The organism is Methylobacterium sp. Leaf123, from assembly GCF_001423405.1.
GTDB lineage: Bacteria > Pseudomonadota > Alphaproteobacteria > Rhizobiales > Beijerinckiaceae > Methylobacterium.
Map to the genome: position 1 here is coordinate 194,449 of NZ_LMNS01000036.1, position 17,419 is coordinate 211,867.

A 17,419-nucleotide genomic window follows, 5' to 3' on the forward strand; every position below is an offset into this window, starting at 1 on the left:
GGCGGTCTCGCTGGGAAAGTCGCGGATGAGGCCGTCTGGCCTATCGGAGGATGCCTCGCGGTGTCGGTGATCGCCGGTGAGACGGCCAATCGCCGATACTTGGCACCGTAGCGCCCTCGCTGGCCGCTGGACCACCGTGGCTGTGTCGTTTCAAATTCGAGCCGTACTTCACTTCCGCCGATCGAGTTTCAAAGATGCCGGACAGCTACCTCCCCAGCGCCCTCGATCTCGCTCGGAGCCAATTCGCCTTCACGGTCGTTTGGCACTTCCTGTTCCCGGCCTTCACCATCGGGCTGGCCAGCTTTCTTGCCGTGCTCGAAGCCTTCTGGCTCGCCACCGGACGCGCCGTCTATCTCGATTCCTACCGGTATTGGCTCAAGATCTTCGCCGTCGCCTTCGCCATGGGCGTCGTCTCGGGGCTCGTCATGAGCTACCAGTTCGGCACCAACTGGTCGGTCTTCTCCGACAAGACGGCTCCGATTCTCGGTCCTCTCCTCGGCTACGAGGTTCTGACGGCCTTCTTCTTGGAGGCGGGTTTTCTCGGGGTCATGTTGTTCGGTCTGGAGCGCGTGGGCCCGCGCCTTCATTTCCTGGCGACCTGCCTCGTCGCGGTGGGCACGCTGACCTCGGCCTTCTGGATCCTCTCGGCCAATTCCTGGATGCAGACGCCGGCGGGCTACGTGATCGACGCCAACGGCCATTTCGCGCCCCAGGATTGGTGGGCCGTGGTCTTCAACCCGTCCTTCCCCTTCCGCTTCGCCCACACCGTCACCGCCGCCTACCTGACCACCGCAATGATCGTCGGCGCCGTGGGGGCGTGGCATCTCCTGCGCGACCGGTCGAACCCGCGCGCCCGCCTGATGTTTTCGATGGCGATGTGGATGGCGGCCATCGTCGCCCCCATCCAACTCGTCCTGGGCGATCTGCATGGGGGCAACACCTACCACCATCAGCCCGCCAAGGTCGCGGCGATGGAAGGCCACTTCGAAAGCGAGCGGCGCGCGCCCTCGATCCTGTTCGGCTGGCCGGACGCGCAGACCGAGACGACGCGTTGGGCGATCGGCATACCGGGGCTCGCGAGCCTGTATCTTGCCCACGACCTCAACGCCGAGGTGCGCGGGCTCAAGGCGCTGCCGCGCGACACCTGGCCGACGAACCTGCCCCTGGTGTTCTGGGCCTTCCGGGTCATGGTCGGGCTCGGCGTCCTGATGATCGCCTTGGGCGCGGCCTCCCTCTATCTGCGCTGGAAAGACCGACTCTACACCGCGCGATGGCTGCACCGCTGCGCGGTCGCGATGGGCCCGTCCGGCCTTGTCGCCGTCACGGCGGGCTGGGTGGTGACGGAATCCGGGCGCCAGCCCTTCACGGTCTACGGGCTGCTGCGCACCGCCGACAGCGTCTCACCCATCGCCGCCCCCGCGGTCGCGGCTTCGCTGGCCGCGTTCGCCGTGGTCTATTTCGTCGTGTTCGGGGCCGGCATCTGGTTCCTGCTGCACCTCTTCAATCAGCCGCCGCGGCCGCACGAGGCGGGTCTGCCCGCCGGCCAGCCGGTGCGCACCGCCGGCATTACCCCGGCCCCGGCGCTCGCCGCCGGTCCGAATGCCCAGCCCGCTGAGTGAAGGAAGCGGTTTCGATGTCTCTCGACCTCACGCTGATTTGGGCCGTCCTGATCGCCACCGCCGTGTTCCTCTATGTTGCGATGGACGGGTTCGATCTCGGCATCGGCATCCTGTTCCCGGCCATGTCGGCCAAGGCCGATCGGGACGTGATGGTGAACTCCGTCGCCCCGGTATGGGACGGCAACGAGACCTGGCTGATCCTCGGCGGCGGCGGGCTCTTCGCGGTCTTCCCGCTGGCCTACGTGACGATCCTGCCGGCGCTCTACATGCCGCTGATCCTGATGCTGCTCGCCCTCGTCTTCCGCGGCGTCGCCTTCGAAATGCGCTTCCGCATGGTCACGGCGCGGGGACAGCTCTGGTGGGACCGGGCCTTCTCCTGGGGCAGCTACGTGGCGGCCTTCTGCCAGGGCATCGCGCTCGGCGCCCTCGTCCAGGGCATCCGCGTCGAGGGGCGGGCCTATGCCGGCGGCTGGTGGGACTGGCTCACCCCCTTCTCCCTACTGACCGGCGTGGCGCTGGTGGTGGGCTACGCGCTCCTGGGCGCCTGCTGGCTCATCTGGAAGACGGGGGGCGAATTGCAGATCCGCGCTTACCGCCTCGCCCGCCCTATGGGTCTGGCCACCTTGCTGCTGATCGCGGTCATCTCGCTCACGATGCTGGTCCTCAGCGATTCCTTCCGCGGGCGCTGGCTCTCCTTTCCCGGCCTCCTCATCGGGGCGCCGGTGCCCGTGCTCGTCGGGCTGCTGGCTTTGCGCTTCCTGCGCTCGCTGGAGCGGCGGGAGGAACTCATGCCCTTCCTCTGCGCGCTCGGCTTCTTCCTGCTCTCCTATATCGGCCTCGGCATCAGCCTTTGGCCGATGATCGTGCCCCCGGACATCTCGATCTGGGCCGCGGCCACGCATCCGAGCAGCCAAGCCTTTCTGCTGGCCGGTGCGGTGGTGCTGATCCCGATGGTGCTCGGCTACACGGCCTACGTCTACTGGCTGTTCCGCGGCAAGGTCACACCGGAATCCGGATACCATTGATGGATCTTCATCAGCCGACGGCGGAGCCTGCCTTCGTGCCCGCTACAGCACACATGCGCCGGGCGACGAGAACCGGCACGCTCAGGCGGATCGGCTGGTTCGTCCTGCTCTGGGCGATGAGCGTCGTGAGCTTGACGCTCATCGCCCTCCCGCTTCGATGGCTGCTGAAATCGGCCTGATCGGTGCTCCCAACAGGGGTGTGGGCAGGATGGCTTGAACAATACGCCCATCGGGAAACAGGAATTGGATTGATCACCGTCAAGGTGCCGGCCTGCCCGTCTCGGCTATACTGTCGGTCTTGCGGAGATTGACCATGCCTCAGTTCGATCCGTTTGCCGGCACCGACATGAGGAACCACGTCGCCGACGTCGGCCAGGGCGCCCTGAACCTCGGCGAGGCGATCGTCGGCCCCAGTGCCGGGCCCGGGTGATGATCGTCGATTGCGACGGCGCCCCTATGCCTTGAACGGCTTTTCGAAGCGGATCGTCCGGCCCGTCCTGGCGGCCGCAATGAGCAATCTACGAAGAGGTCCGGTTCAAGCTCTGGCCCGGTCAAATCTTGTCTGTTTAAGAGCGTTTGGAATTCTCAGTACATCCGGCGCTGAGCAAAGTCATTCGTTCTCTAAAATAGCATAGTATAATTCAAATAAAATCGCCTCGTGGTAAGATTGGGCGCCGCGCCAAGTGCGTGTCTGCCAACCGATCAATCAATATGGAGGATGCGTCATGCGAAGCGTTGCAATGCTCGCGGCTGTTCCGGCGATGCTCATGGGAGTAAGCATTTATACTTCGACGATGGCGATGAGCCGACCGGGTCAGATCATGACGACGCGCGACATGAACATCGAGTGCCGCGGCAATGGATGGGTCGGACGCGGTGCGAGGGATTGCTGCAGCGGCCGCTGCCGGATTCTGAAATCGAAGCGATGCAAATGCATCGGCAATAAACCGTCGTTCTAGAGCGCATTCCGACGAAGGGGCCGCCGGTTCGCCGAAAGAATGCGCGCCAAAACAAGGAACGAGAGAGGCCGGCCTGATGCAATCGGGTCGGGTGCAGCGCGAGAGCATCGCTTGAAAACACTTTCGCTGATGTCTGGACAGATGATGCCGCGCGCGCATCCCTCGTGTCGTCCCGGATCGAGCGTTCGGGGCGGCACTTTCGGTCTCCGGATCTGCGAAGAGGCGCAGGGTTCGGGTCTGGGGCCTTCTGTCATCGCGGATGCGCGCGACGGGCATCGGGCCGTGCAAGGCTCCGAGTGTGTCGCGCCAGCGGCCACCTCCCGCCACTCCGGCACGGTGCCAATGACGGGGCGCGGCGGACAGGGCTTTCGGCCGCTCGTCGAGCGTCGGCGGACGATCCCCCGGAGGCGAACATGACGATGACCGGCATGTTCAAGCTCCGGGTCTGGGTGGCCGCTGCAACGCTCTCCGCCGCGGGCCCACTCGCAATGTCGGCGGCGTTCGCGCAGGCCGGGCCGGTCAGCGCACCGATCGTCGGCATCATTGCGGCCGGCAAGGAGCCGATCACGCAGACGGAGCAGTTCATCGGCCGCATCGAGGCGAAGCAGCGTGTCGACATCGTCGCCCGGGTGACGGCGTTCATCGAGAAGCGCCTCTTCGTCGAGGGCACAGACGTCGAGGTAGGGACGCTCCTCTACCTGCTCGAGCAGGGCCCGTTCCAGGCGGCCGTGGCCGCTCAGAAGGCGCAGATCGCACAGGTTGAAGCGCAATTGGGAAACGCGCGTCTCACGACGCAGCGCGCCCGAATCCTGCTCGGCGGGCCGGCCGGGCAGCAATCGACCTACGACGCGGCGCTCGCGAACGAGCGGGCCTTGGAGGCGCAGCTTCAAGCCGCACAGGCCCAGCTCGACACGGCGCAGATCAATCTCGGCTACACCGAGATCCGCGCGCCGATCGCCGGCCAAATCGGGCGCACGGCCCTGACAATCGGCAACGTCGTCGGGCCGAGCTCCGGGGTGCTAACGACGATCATCAGCCAGGACCCGATGTTCGTGACGTTTCCGGTGCCGGTCCGCGATGCGATCAATCTGAGAGCGCGCTATGGGCCGACGGGTGGATTCAGCGCTGTCCTGATCCGGGCGCAACTCCCGGACGGCCGCTTCTACGATCACACCGGGAAGCTCGATTTCGTCAACAACACCATCGCGACGAATACGGATACGATCCTGCTTCGCGGCGTGCTGCCGAACCCCCCAATCTTCGCTCACACCCGCACCGCCGCCACCATCCGCGAGCTCACGGATGGGGAGTTCGTGACCGTGTTCCTCGAAGGCGTCGAGCCGGTCGAAGTGGTCGCGATCCCCCGCGCCGCCGTCCTGGCCGACCAGCAGGGCAGCTACGTCTACGTGATCGGGCCGGGAAACAAGGCCGAGGAGCGTCGGATTCAGCTTGGCCAATCGAGCACGACGCTCGCGGCGGTGACGAGCGGCCTCAAGGTCGGAGAACAGGTCATCGCCGAAGGCCTTCAGCGGGTCCGCGCGGGCGAGACGGTCTCGCCCAGGCCCGCCGACGCCACGCTTCAGAAGATGATGCGGAATTCAGCCGCGAAGGAGGGCCGCGCGGCGATCGCTGGTCCCACGGCCCCGGCGGGACCCGCCGGCGGCAGCCCGAACAGCCGGCGCTAGCCCAGCATGGGACGCCGCCTCCCCTGCGCCGTCTCGTCTCCCGCTCCGCGGTCCCTCGTCCCGGATCGAATGCCGCTTGTCCCAGGCGACCCAGCCCGAGGCGTGTCATGATCTCATCCGTCTTCGTGGACCGCCCGCGGCTCGCGATCGTCATCGCGCTGATCATCACCATCGCGGGGGGGCTGGCGCTGTTCCGTATCCCGGTCGCGCAGTTTCCGGACATCGTGCCGCCGCAGGTGAGCGTGTCGGGGATGTATCCGGGGGCCTCGGCCGAGGTCGTCGAGGCGAGCGTGGCCCAGCCGCTCGAAGCGCAGGTCATCGGCGTCGACCGTATGATCTACATGAAGTCCACGAGCGCCAATGACGGCAGCTACAGCCTCTCGGTGAGTTTCCAGCTCGGTACCGACCCGGACATCGACGCGGTCAGCGTCAACAACCGCGTCCAGACGGCGTTGTCCCAGCTCCCGTCCGAAGTGCAGCTGCAAGGGCTCAAGGTCGAGAAGAAATCGTCCGCGATCCTGCTGTTTGCCGTCCTCTACAGCGAGACGGGCGCGCAGGACCCGCTCTTCATCACGAACTACGCCATCATCAACGTGCTCGACGAGATTTCGCGCACGGCCGGAGTGGGCCAGGCCAACCTGTTCGCCCGGATGAACTACTCGATGCGCGTCTGGTTCGACACGCAGCGCCTGACGAGCCTGAATCTGGCGCCCTCGGACGTCGTGAATGCCATCCGGGCGCAGAGCGTACAGGCGCCGGTCGGCCGCATCGGCGCGCCGCCGATCACGGACGAGCAGCAGATCCAGATGAACGTGCAGACGCAGGGTCGATTGTCGACGCCGGCCCAGTTCGGCGCGATCGTCCTGCGGACGAATTCCGACGGCTCCGTGGTGCGGATCCGCGATGTCGCCAGGGTGGAACTCAGCGCGCAGAGCTTCGACAGCGAATCCCGGCTCGACGGCCGCCCCGGCGTTCCCGTCGCCATCTATCTCGTGCCGGGCGCCAATGCGGTGCGGACCGCGACCGCCGTGAAGGCAACCCTGGAGAAGCTCTCGGCACGCTTCCCGGCGGGCCTGCGATACGCCGTCGTGCACGATTCCACGACCTTCGTGAAGGACACCATCTCCGAAGTGCTGCGGACGCTTGCCGAGGCCTTCGTCCTCGTCGTCCTCGTGGTGTTTCTGTTCCTCGGAAATCTGCGCGCGACGGTGATCCCCGCCTTCGCCGTGCCGGTGAGCCTCATCGGCACCTTCGCGGTGCTCTACCTGCTCGGCTACTCGGCCAACACCGTGTCGCTCCTGGCGATGGTGCTCGCCATCGGCATCGTGGTCGATGACGCCATCGTCGTCGTCGAGAATGTCGAACGGGTGATGGAGGAGCATCCGGAGCTGTCGCCGGTCGAGGCGACGAAGCTCGCCATGACGCAGATCACGGCGCCCATCATCGCCATCACCCTCGTCCTCCTGTCGGTCTTCGTTCCAATCGCCTTCATCCCCGGCGTGTCGGGAACGCTGTTTCGGCAATTCGCCGTCACGATCAGCGCCGCGATGGTGATCTCGGCGATCAACGCCCTGACGCTTTCGCCCGCGCTCTGCGGGGTGTTCCTGCGTCCCACCGGCTCACGGCGGGGCATCATGGGCCGCGTGCTCGGCGGGATCGACTGGGTGCGGGACCGCTATACGGCGGGCGTCCGCCGCCTCGTCCGCGTCTCCGCGCTCTCGCTCGTGCTGGTTCTGCTGTTTGCAGGCGGCATCTTCGGCATCGCGCGGATCACCCCGGCCGGCTTCCTCCCGGAGGAGGATCAGGGCGCGTTCTTCGTTTCGGTCCAACTGCCCGACGGCGCATCGGTGGCCCGCACGAGCGCGGTCGCGGCCGAAGTCGAGAGGCTCCTGAAGGACATGGCGGGCGTCAACCAAGTGCTGTCGATCGTCGGCTTCTCGCTTCTGGACGGGGCGGCCGAACCGAACTCCGCATTCCTGGTGGCGCAGCTCAAACCCTTCGCCGATCGCCGAAACGCGGCGGAATCGGCCCAGGCCCTGATCGAGCGCACCTACGCGGCTGCTGCGAAGATCGGGCAGGCGACGGTCCTGCCCTTCAACCTTCCGCCCATCGTCGGGCTCTCGACGAGCGGTGGATTCGAATACGTGCTCGAGGCGCGAGAGGGACAGGACCCGGATGCGGCCGACGCGGTGGTGCGCGGGCTCGTTGCGGCGGCCAACCGCGACCCGCAACTCGCCCGCGTCTTCTCCACCTTCACGGCGTCGAATCCCTCGATCTACCTCGACATCGACCGCACGAAGGCACAGGTGCTCGGGCTGGCGATGAGCGACGTCTTCAGTTCGCTCCAGGCGACGCTCGGCGGCGTCTACGTCAACAACTTCAACCTCTACGGCCGCACCTGGCAGGTGAATGTGGAGGGCGAGGCGGACAACCGGGGCGACATTCGCGACATCTGGGACATCTATGTCCGCAACGCCTCGAGCCAGATGGTGCCGCTGCGTTCGGTCGCGAGCGAGCGCTTCGTGCTCGGACCGCAGGTGCTCACGCGCTACAACAACTTCCGGGCCGTGAGCGTGAACGGCAGCGCGGCACCCGGCATCTCCTCCGGCGCCGCCATGGCCGCGATGGAGCAGATCTCGGACCGGACCCTGCCGTCCGGCTACAGCTACGAGTGGACCGGGACCGCCTATCAGGAGCAGCAGGCCTCCGGGCAGACCTGGATCGTCCTTGGCCTCGCCTTCCTGTTTGCCTACCTGTTCCTCGTTGCGCTCTACGAGAGTTGGACGATCCCCATCCCGGTCCTTCTGTCCGTCGTGGTTGGCGCCTTCGGCTCCTACCTGGCCGTCAAGCTCGCCGGCCTGTCGCTCGACCTCTACAGCGAGATCGGGCTCGTGGTGCTGATCGCGCTCGCGGCCAAGAACGGCATCCTGATCGTCGAGTTCGCGAAGGATCAGCGGGAGGCGGGCCTGCCGATCCGGGAGGCCGCGATCCGCGGCGCCGAGCAGCGGTTCCGCGCCGTGATGATGACCTCCATCGCCTTCATCCTCGGTCTCGTCCCCCTCGTGATCGCGACCGGCGCGGCCCAGATCAGCCGTCGCGACGTCGGCACCGCGGTCTTCGGCGGGATGATCGCGGCGAGTTCGATCGGCATCTTCCTCGTGCCGATGCTGTACGTCACGGTCCAGACCCTGCGCGAGCGCGTGAGGCGGGGGACGGCGAGGCAGAAGCAGACCGCCTGACGGGTAGCACCCGCAAAACCGCTTCGGCGGGGCTCCGGTGAGCCCCGTCGGGAACCTCGTTCCTGCGACGGACCGCGCGCAGTCCGGGGTTTGCTGGCGATCGCAAGAGGAGCGCGCGAATGAGCCCGGCAGATCGACCCGCTCCGCCCTGGCAGCAGGCACGCTTCGTCGCCGTGGCCCTGATCGTCGGGGCCCTCACGGGCGTGTTCGGCGGCCTGTTCCACCTCGCCATCGACGCGATCATCGATTGGCCGACATGGCTCGCCGGCCAGACCGCCGGTTGGCGGTTGGTCGCAGCGAGCGCCACCCTCACCATGGCGGCCACGGTCTTTGCCGTGTTCATCACGAAGCGCTTCGCCCCGGAAGCGAGCGGGAGCGGGGTTCCGGAGATCGAGGGGGCCATCGCCGGCATCCGGCATCTGCGTTGGGAGCGCGTGCTGCCGGTGAAGTTCGTCGCCGGCATCGCGGCGATTGGCTCGGGCCTGGTTCTTGGCCGCGAGGGACCGACCATTCACATGGGCGGTTCGGCGGCGCTCGCCGCGTCCGAGCTGTTCCGGGTGCGGGACGTCGATCGGCGGGCTCTGCTGGCGGCCGGCGCCGGGGCGGGTCTCGCCTGCGCCTTCAATGCCCCGATGGCGGCCGTCCTGTTCGTCATCGAGGAAACGCGCAAGCAGTTCCCGTACAGTTTCCGGAACTACATGGGGGTGTTCGCCGCGGCGATCACCGGAACCGCGGTGACCCAGATCATCTCGGGCGCGCGGCCGGACCTGCCGCTCTCCGCCGGGCCCGCGGCGCTGGCTGCGTTGCCGGCCTTCGCCGTGCTGGGCATCCTCCTGGGTGCGGTGGGCGTGCTCTTCAATCGATGCATCCTGGCGATGCTGGACATCGCCGCCGCATGGCAGACGCGTGCCCCGTATGTCTGGCCTGCCCTGGTCGGACTGCTCGTGGGCACCCTGCTGATCGTCGCGCCGCGCACCGCGACGGGCGGGGAACAGGTCATTTCACAGATCGCCGTCCTGACCCCGAGTGCCGGCGTGTTGCTGATGCTGGCGGTCGCCCGGCTCTTCATGTCGGTCGTCTGTTATTCCGTCGGCACGCCGGGGGGCATTTTCGCGCCGATCCTGTCGCTGGCGACCTGCCTCGGTTTGGCTTTCGGCCTGCTCGCGCAGATGGTGTTCCCCGAACTCTTGTCCGGCCTCGGGGTGACGCCCGTTGCCTTCGGCATCGTGGCGATGGCCGCACTCTTCAGCGCAACGGTGCACGCACCGGCCGTGGGCGTGGTGCTGGTGCTTGAACTCACGACCGCCTATGCGCTCGTCCTGCCCATGCTGACAGCCTGCCTGGCGGCCAGCCTCGTGGCCCAGTGGCTCGGCGGCCGCCCGATTTACGGACAGATGTTGGAGCGCGCCCTTGCCCAGGCCGGCAGGGTGCCAGCCCAAGGCTCCGACATCGGTCTGGCTGCCGACCCGCATCGCGCGGTGAACTGAAGACTTGTTGCGCTCGGCTTGGTCGCGCAGCCCCGAAGCAGATTTCAAGTGAACAAGACAGTCCACCCGAGAATCCACTCTTCCTCAGAACACCGACATTTCAGACGGGCGGAGGCGGAGGCGGAGGCGGAGGCGGAGGCGGAGGCGGAGGCAGAAGAGGAGGCGGCGGTGGGGGCGGAGGCGGCAATTCCAGTGGCGGCGGCGGCGGGGGAAAGACCAACGGTGGCGGTGGGGGCGGAGGAGGACCGGGCGGAGGCGGCGGTGGAAATGGCTGCGCGAGGGTAACCGTGCTGGTCGCAAGTGCTGCGGCCAGGATGATCAGGCGCTTCATCATCGGCGAACCTCTCTTGAGCTTGAAAGCCAACACGGCACGTCGATGCCGGCCGTGCAGGCGCGCTCAGAGATGGTCACCTCCTGAACCGGAATGTGGACCTTGCCCGGCGCGCCTGCATCTCAATCAGCGCTGCAATCCTATTGGCATTAGAATATCTTCTTCAGTTCCTGATCGATCTTCGACCACAAGGACGCGGATGGCGTCTTCCTACACTCCTCAACGACAAAAGGTGTAACCTTCTCTGTTCCGGCGATATCGATCGCCACGGCATCAGGCTTTTTCTGGCCCTGTTTGTACCCGGCCGCCCATGCGATGACTTTTGGTTTGAAGGTCTCGTCGAGGCCGTTGAATTCCTCGCAGGTTACCTTTTCGAGCGTCTTGCCCGACAACTTTCCCGCACTCGTATCGGAGTCCTTCCCGCTCGGGGCTTCGGCGTGAACGATGCCGCTCGACAGGATCATCGCAACGGCAGGAAGCAGAGACGACTTCAGGTAGCGTGCGCGCATAATGGTCTCCCTTGATTGAAAATGATGTCGGCGACTCGTTTCGGTCGAAGGTCGATCTTCCAAGCCCGAGCGGTTTGGCTCGTCAATTCGGTACAAGCCGGGGACGGGCCGGTTGCTGGTCGCACCCGCTTCAGCCGAAGCTGATCCAGAGTTCGGCACAGTTCGGAGATCCGCTTGTCCCCTTGTCGGGCGCCCAAAACATTCTTCCTGGTCCGGGCGGGACAAATGTTGGAATGATAAGGATTTGTATTTGTGATCCAATCAATTGATCGGAGCAATCTATGAATTCACCTGCTTCGATTATAGCGTGAACGGGCGTCACGCACGGGGGTTCCGGAGATCTGCAACTTAAAATACGCTGCAATTCAGCTTCGAGAGGCTCGCCGTTACGCTCCTCGGTGCCTATGCTGCCTTCATGACCCTCAAAAGATCTTGATCGCTTCGGCACGCTGCGGGTGCGGAGCCGGGAGCCCTCGCACGCGGATCGGCGGGACCGAAGGCGGCCCCGCCGGGATGAGGGACGATCAGTCCCCCTTGTTGGTGAGGGGGACGGCGATGAAGCGGGTTTGCCCCTTGGCACTCTTCACCCGCATCAGCACCGCCTTGCGGCCGTTCGATTCGGCGGCACGGATCTGCGCCTGGACGTCGGAGGGCTTCGAGACGCTGGTGCCGGCGACATCCAGGATCAGGTCGCCCTGCGCGATGCCCTTGGCCGCGGCCGGCCCGTCGGGATCGACATCCATCACCGCCACGCCCTCGTCGCCGAGGCCGATCTCGCTGGCTGGGGCGAGGTTCAGGCCGAGCCGGGCCCGACCGCTCGGCCCGTCGTCGCCGCGGCTCGCCACCCTGCCGTCGCCCGGCTGCGTGCCGAGCGCGACTGTCGCCACCTCGCTCTTGCCGTTGCGCAGATAGGCCAGCTTCACCTCGGTGCCCGGCTTGAGGCCGGCGATGCGGCGCGACAGATCGCGTGCGTCGTTGACCGGGGCGCCGTTGACCGATTCGATCACATCGCCCGGCTTCAGCCCAGCCTTGGCGGCGGGCGTGCCGTTCTCGGCATGATCGACCAGCGCGCCCTTGGCCTTGTCGAGGCCCAGACCGTCGGCGATGTCCTTGGTCACGGGCTGGACCTGCACGCCGAGATAGCCGCGCACCACCTTGCCGTCGCTGCGGAGCTGATCGACCACCGTCTGCACCGTCTCGGCGGGGATCGCGAAGCCGAGGCCGACCGAGCCACCCGAGGGCGAGGCGATCGCCGTGTTCACGCCCACGACCTCGCCGTTGACGTTGAAGGTCGGGCCGCCGGAATTGCCCTTGTTGATCGGTGCATCGATCTGAAGGAAGTCGTCGTAGGGGCCGGCGCCGATGTCGCGGCCGCGGGCCGAGACGATGCCCGCCGTCACCGTGCCGCCGAGGCCGAACGGGTTGCCGATGGCCACCACCCGGGCCGAGACGATGCCCGCCGTCACCGTGCCGCCGAGGCCGAACGGGTTGCCGATGGCCACCACCCAGTCGCCGACGCGCGGGGCGCTCTTGCCGAACTGGACGTAGGGATAGCTGCCGCTCTCGGTGATCTTGAGGAGGGCGATGTCGGTCTTGGGGTCCTTGCCGATCACCTTGGCGTCGAGGGTGCGGCTGTCATCGAGGGTGACCTGCACGGTCTTGGCTTTGTCGACGACGTGGTTGTTGGTGACCACGTAGCCGTCCGCCGAGATGATGAAGCCCGAGCCGGCCCCGCCCCGCGGCGGCAGACCGCGCCCACCGGGGCCGCCCTGGCCGAATCGCTTGAAGAATTCGCGCAGCTGCGGCGGCACCTGCTGCATGTTGGGGCCGCCGGGGCTGTCGTCCTCGTCGTCGCCGGCGCTGTCGTCGATCTTCACCTTCACGGCGACGACGCCCGGCTTCACCTTATCGACCACGTTGGCGAACGAGCCCGGCGGCTGATCGGGCGCCTCGATCGGGGTCTTGGGCAAGGCCTGGGCGTGAGCCGAGGTCATCGGCTCGGTCAGGCCGAACCCGGCCGCGCCGCCCGCGACGAGGGCGGCTGCGGCGACGGAGGCGATGGGGCGGCGGCGGACAGTCAGGGGCATGGAAATCTCCGAAGCGCAATCACGGGAGCCTGCCGCCCTGCCGTGCCGGAACGCGGCCGGACGCCGGACTATGAGACAATGAATGAAAGTGTAGGTTGTGCCGTCCGATCATTTGATCGAAGAACGCGCAGCGTAACCGCGTGCGGTTTCCGCTCTTCGCCGTCAGCAGGCTTGAGCGAATTGGCTCCTCGCAGAGGGGAATGACTTCAGCGCAGCCGGCTGGTCCGCAGGCAGCGCGCGTGACCTTGACCCGGCAAGCCGGCCTGCAGGCCCTACATCGGGGCGGATCATATCGCGACCGCGCGAGGCGACGAGCTCCTCAGCCCGTCAGAGCCTGCAAGCTGGTGTTGATCTCGCCGACACCGTGAGCGGCCGTCTGCATGCTGGATGAGATTTCCTGGGTGATGGCGCTTTGCTCCTCGACGGCCGAGGCGATGCCGGTCACCGTTTCCCGCACCGACCCGATCGCCTGCACGATCGACAGAAGGGCACCAACCGCTTCTTCCGCGATGCCCTGCATCCCATGGATGTCGTGGGCAATCCGCGTCGTCGCCTGCGTCACTTGGTTCGACAAGTTCTTCACCTCGCCGGCCACCACAGCAAAGCCGCGTCCGGCTTCTCCGGCCCGCGCCGCCTCAATCGTCGCATTGAGGGCCAGCAAATTGATCTGCTGACCGACACCCTGGATGAGTTGGACGACACCGTTCATCGCGGCGGCGGCGTCCTTCAGCTTTGCCGTGGAGCGGTCCGCCACGAGGGTCTGATCGTGGATGGCGTCCACTTCGGCGCGCGAGCGGGCCAGGCTCTGGGCGATCTCACCGATCGACGCACTCAGCTCCTCCGCCGCCGAGGCGACGGTCTGCACGTTCATCAGCGTCTGGCCCGAGGCGCCGGTCGCCGCGTGCTGAGCGGCTGTTTTGGCCGTGATATCGGTGGCGTACTTCACGACCTTGAACGGCTTGCCATCCGCATCGAAGATCGGGTTATAGCTCGCCTGGATCCAGACAGACCGCCCGCCCCTGCCGAGGCGCTTGAACACGCCCGCCCGGTACTCGCCCCGCCGCAAGGCCTCCCACAGCTGGAGGTACTCATCCGACTGAGCCTCGGATGGCTCGACAAAGGTCCGATGGTGCTGGCCGCGGACCTCGTCCAGCCGATAGCCGACAACGCTCAGGAAGTTCTCGTTGGCGTCGAGGATCGTGCCATCCATGCCGAAGTGGATGACGCCCTGTGACCGGTTGATGGCCGCGATCTGCCCCGCCACGTCGGCCCGGTGCAGCTTGTCCTGCGTGATGTCGGTCGCGAACTTCACGACCTTGTACGGCTTGCCCTGGCGGTCGCGAACCGGATTGTAGATGGCCTGCAGCCAAAGCTCCCGTCCATCCTTGCCGATGCGCTTGTACTCGGCGCGCTGGAACTCACCGCGCGCCAGAGCGGCCCAGAACGCGCGATAGGCTTGGCTTTCACGCTCTGCCGGAGCCACAAACGGGCTGTGGTGCCGGCCCTGAACCTCGTCCAGCGTATAGCCGACGGCGTCGAGGAAGCTGGGATTGGCCATGAGGATGGTGCCATCCAGGGCAAACTCGATGGTCGCGCGCGAGCAGCTGATGGCCTGAAGCACCGCCGCGTGATCGGCGCTGTTCTTCTGCTGTGCGGTGACATCGACCGAGAGCAGAACGACCTTGGTCACCCGGCCGGTCCGGTCGAGCACGGGGCAGTAGCTGACCTGCAGCCAGATCGCGTCGCGCTGCTTGGTGAGATGCCGAGAGCACGCGGTCCGGGACTCGCCTCGGGTCACCGCCGCCCAGAGTTCCTGCTGTTCCGTGCTCGCCGCCTCGTACGGGTCTCGGACGACATCCAGGGCGCGGCCCCGCAATTCGTCGAACGTATATCCAAGCCAGTCGAGATAGCATGCATTGGCGCTCAGCACTTTGCCCGCCGGCGTGAGCTCCACCATGCCATGCGCACGACCGACAGCGTGCAGCACGGCATGATCGCCGCGAAAGAACAGCGACATGCATCCATCCTAGAGGCGGCATTGTTCGATTGAACCACGCCCTCTTGGAGGACCGGAGCGCCGCACTGCCGACCGGCGGTCTGCTGTTGGACAAGATGGGCAACCAGGCCCTAAAAATGCGTTAAATTTCCTGTTGATCTTTGTTGCGAGCAGGTTTGCTCAGAAGTTGTACGCCTGGATTGGCCGCGTCGTGCCCGATAAATACAATCCCCGCGCCTTCCAAGGCATCCATAACTTTCGCGGCCGTAGATTGGCTGCTGGGACGGCTCTGCTCATCCGCCTCCATTCGCTTGATCGTGTTCGGGGAGAGGCCGGTTTTCAGGCTCAGCGCGTCGATGGACCAGCCGAGCATCGCCCGGGCCGCACGAACTTGCACGCCTGTGATCAGGGGTGCAGGTTCGGTCTTCTGTCTGTCCGGCACGAAATGCGGGACGATCGGGCTCTGTCCGGAGGCAAGCGTTCTCAACCAGATTTCATCGGTCACAACCTGCGCCAAGCGGGCTAACAGCCGGCTGTCCTCTTCGTTGAAGGCGCGCAATTCCGTGTCGATGATGCAGAGCGAGCCGATTCGTGTCTCCGGTGCGACGATGAGGGGCGCGCCCGCATAGAAGCGGATGAAGGGCTCCCCGGTCACGAGGGGGTTCATGGCGAAATCCGCATGGGCGCGCGCATCGGGAACCACAAACACGCTGTCGTGCAGGATCGTATAGTTGCAGAAGGCCTGTTCTCGCGGTGTACCCGAAACGTGCAGGCCGCACTTGGCCTTGAACCATTGTCGGTCCTCATCGATCAGCGAAATGAGCGCGATCGGGACATCGAAGAGCGTCTGGGCCAGCTGCGTGATGCGGTCGAAGGCTGGATCAGCGGGCGTGTCGAGCAACTGCAAGCGCCGCAAAGCGGCAAGCCGCCGGCTTTCGCTCTGGCTCGGCGGCATGGGCCATGTGAGTGCCGTCTTGGTCATAGCCTGCACAGCCGATCCGCTCCGACCGTCGGCTTTGAGCTCAGGCCGCGCCGCAAAACGGAGAATGGGGACGATCGGCGTGGGAACGCTATCCCTCCGCTGATACCGAGCGGAGTGTTGTAGGTTGAGAGTCTCGGCTCGGTGACGCCTGGGGCTGCATGGCAGCGATGCGGAGCGGTCAACGCCACAACCGATTGCGCAAAACGCAAATATTGTCCTGTCACGCCGGCCGCACCTTGGGTGTGGCCACGGGCAATCCCGCGGGTGTTTCGAAACGCTGCCTGAAATTAAATCGCCGACAATGCCTGGGGCCGGACAGCAGCGAGGCGTATCCTGGCGCTCGGAAACGGGTCGGAGGCGAAGGTTACCGCATTGCTCAGGAGCGGGTGTTCGCGCTCCGGTCTTCCCGGCCGTTCGATCGAATTGGGATATCGCTCACGTCGTGGCGTTCACTGCGGCAGGCGCCATCGCAACAAGGACGATCAAGCCGATTAAGACCATGATCGGCAGGGCGATGCAGCCGAAGGCCAGATGGGCGATCCCGAAGGCGCCGCACAGAGCGCCCGCGGCGAAGGTCGCAATCGCCGGCAACACACGCAGCAGCCGCAGGCGCGTCTGAGCCGGGTTCCGTGACGTTCCCAGGGCGAGATCCACGGCATCGATGACCGCCTGACTGACGCTCACGGTCATCACCGTGGTCGGCGCGAGATGGCCGAGGGAGAGACGACCGATCGCGTTCTGCACGCCCATGGCCGCCACCGCGAGCATGCCAACGATCAGAGCCGGGGCGCCGTCCGGCGCGTCGAGCGGCGCCCACACCGTCCCGCACAAGCCGAAACCCGCGAGGAGAGCCGCCTCAACGGCGAGCAGCCAAGGCAGCGGATCGGCGTCCCGCCGCTGCAGGAGCAGCGCAAGGATGCGGGCCCCCGCCACGGCCGCCATGAAGACAGGCAGCGCCAGAAGCTTCGCCAGCACGCCGGTTGAGCTCGCGACCAACTCCGCACCGATCAGGACGAAGTTTCCGGTGACATGGGCGGTGAACAGCCCTGTCAGCGCGATGAACGCCGCGGCATCGACGAAGCCGGCGACGAAAGCGAGGGCGGTTCCAGCGGACGTGCCGTCACCCGTGATCTGCGGCTTCACGAGGCTTTCCCTGATGTGTCGGGGCGCGAAGGTGTTGCCATGGGCTAATCGTCGAGTGGCATTTCGGTCATAGCAGCCGAAATCTGCGGGTTGGCGTAGTAATCCGGCCAGATATCGCAAAGAATCATGACCGCGATGACCACCACGATGGTCGCGAGAAGGAAGGCGAGCGCTTCCGTGATCTGTTGCGCCCATCGGCCCGATGCCGGGATGGCGACGAAGCCGCTGATGAAGATCATGGCTATGGCAACGGGAGCGGTCACGGAGAAAGACTCGGCGAGGGTGTTGCGAAGCGGGTTCGGCCTGGACCCTAAGCCGGCCGGGCTCCAGCGCGGTAAGGATATCGGCTATCACGAA

Annotated in this window: 12 protein-coding genes; 5 read left to right on the forward strand and 7 right to left on the reverse strand. The window is 66.0% G+C overall.

Annotated elements, in window-relative coordinates; all coding sequences use genetic code 11:
- Positions 1-194: 194 nt before the first annotated feature.
- Together ASF53_RS18050 and cydB are read left to right on the forward strand one after the other, a co-directional pair.
- Positions 195-1,619, forward strand: a complete 1,425-nt coding sequence (locus tag ASF53_RS18050) for a cytochrome ubiquinol oxidase subunit I (protein WP_056201543.1) — start codon at positions 195-197, stop codon at positions 1,617-1,619.
- 14 nt (positions 1,620-1,633) lie between these two features.
- Positions 1,634-2,644 carry a cytochrome d ubiquinol oxidase subunit II gene (gene cydB / locus ASF53_RS18055; RefSeq protein ID WP_056201547.1) on the forward strand — a complete coding sequence of 337 codons (1,011 nt, stop codon included), beginning with the start codon at positions 1,634-1,636 and terminating at the stop codon, positions 2,642-2,644.
- Between the two features lie 10 nt (positions 2,645-2,654).
- Here cydB and ASF53_RS26840 read toward each other — a convergent pair whose 3' ends face one another.
- Entirely contained in the window at positions 2,655-2,786 is a 132-nt protein-coding gene (locus tag ASF53_RS26840) for a hypothetical protein (RefSeq protein WP_286134538.1), read from the reverse strand.
- A gap of 1,230 nt (positions 2,787-4,016) precedes the next feature.
- On the opposite strand from ASF53_RS26840, the gene ASF53_RS18065 reads away from it, so the two are divergent.
- The 3 genes from ASF53_RS18065 (at position 4,017) to clcA (ending at position 10,014) form a co-directional block, all read left to right on the forward strand.
- Positions 4,017-5,288 carry an efflux RND transporter periplasmic adaptor subunit gene (locus ASF53_RS18065; RefSeq protein ID WP_056201554.1) on the forward strand — a complete coding sequence of 424 codons (1,272 nt, stop codon included), beginning with the start codon at positions 4,017-4,019 and terminating at the stop codon, positions 5,286-5,288.
- 107 nt (positions 5,289-5,395) lie between these two features.
- Positions 5,396-8,527 (forward strand): efflux RND transporter permease subunit, encoded by a 3,132-nt coding sequence (locus tag ASF53_RS18070; protein WP_056201557.1) that lies wholly within the window; start codon positions 5,396-5,398, stop codon positions 8,525-8,527.
- Positions 8,528-8,646: 119 nt separating this feature from the next.
- Positions 8,647-10,014: a H(+)/Cl(-) exchange transporter ClcA gene (gene clcA, locus ASF53_RS18075; protein WP_056201560.1), complete on the forward strand. Its 1,368-nt coding sequence runs from the start codon at positions 8,647-8,649 to the stop codon at positions 10,012-10,014.
- A 480-nt stretch (positions 10,015-10,494) separates the two neighbouring features.
- On the opposite strand, the gene ASF53_RS18085 is transcribed toward clcA, so the two are convergent.
- The 6 genes from ASF53_RS18085 to ASF53_RS18110 form a co-directional block, all read right to left on the reverse strand.
- A complete protein-coding gene (locus tag ASF53_RS18085; RefSeq protein ID WP_056201568.1) occupies positions 10,495-10,854 on the reverse strand; it encodes an acid-activated periplasmic chaperone HdeA in 360 nt (119 codons plus the stop codon).
- 524 nt (positions 10,855-11,378) lie between these two features.
- Complete coding sequence (locus ASF53_RS18090) at positions 11,379-12,941, reverse strand: trypsin-like peptidase domain-containing protein (RefSeq protein WP_056201571.1); 1,563 nt, start codon at positions 12,939-12,941, stop codon at positions 11,379-11,381.
- A gap of 319 nt (positions 12,942-13,260) precedes the next feature.
- The gene (locus ASF53_RS18095) at positions 13,261-14,958 is read right to left on the reverse strand and encodes a methyl-accepting chemotaxis protein (protein WP_056201573.1); all 1,698 of its coding nucleotides are present in this window, start codon (positions 14,956-14,958) and stop codon (positions 13,261-13,263) included.
- A gap of 121 nt (positions 14,959-15,079) precedes the next feature.
- Entirely contained in the window at positions 15,080-15,919 is an 840-nt protein-coding gene (locus tag ASF53_RS18100; protein ID WP_286134516.1) for a GAF domain-containing protein, read from the reverse strand.
- Positions 15,920-16,354: 435 nt separating this feature from the next.
- Entirely contained in the window at positions 16,355-17,062 is a 708-nt protein-coding gene (locus ASF53_RS18105; RefSeq protein WP_056201576.1) for a YoaK family protein, read from the reverse strand.
- Between the two features lie 44 nt (positions 17,063-17,106).
- Positions 17,107-17,325, reverse strand: a complete 219-nt coding sequence (locus ASF53_RS18110; protein ID WP_056201580.1) for a hypothetical protein — start codon at positions 17,323-17,325, stop codon at positions 17,107-17,109.
- Positions 17,326-17,419: the final 94 nt, after the last annotated feature.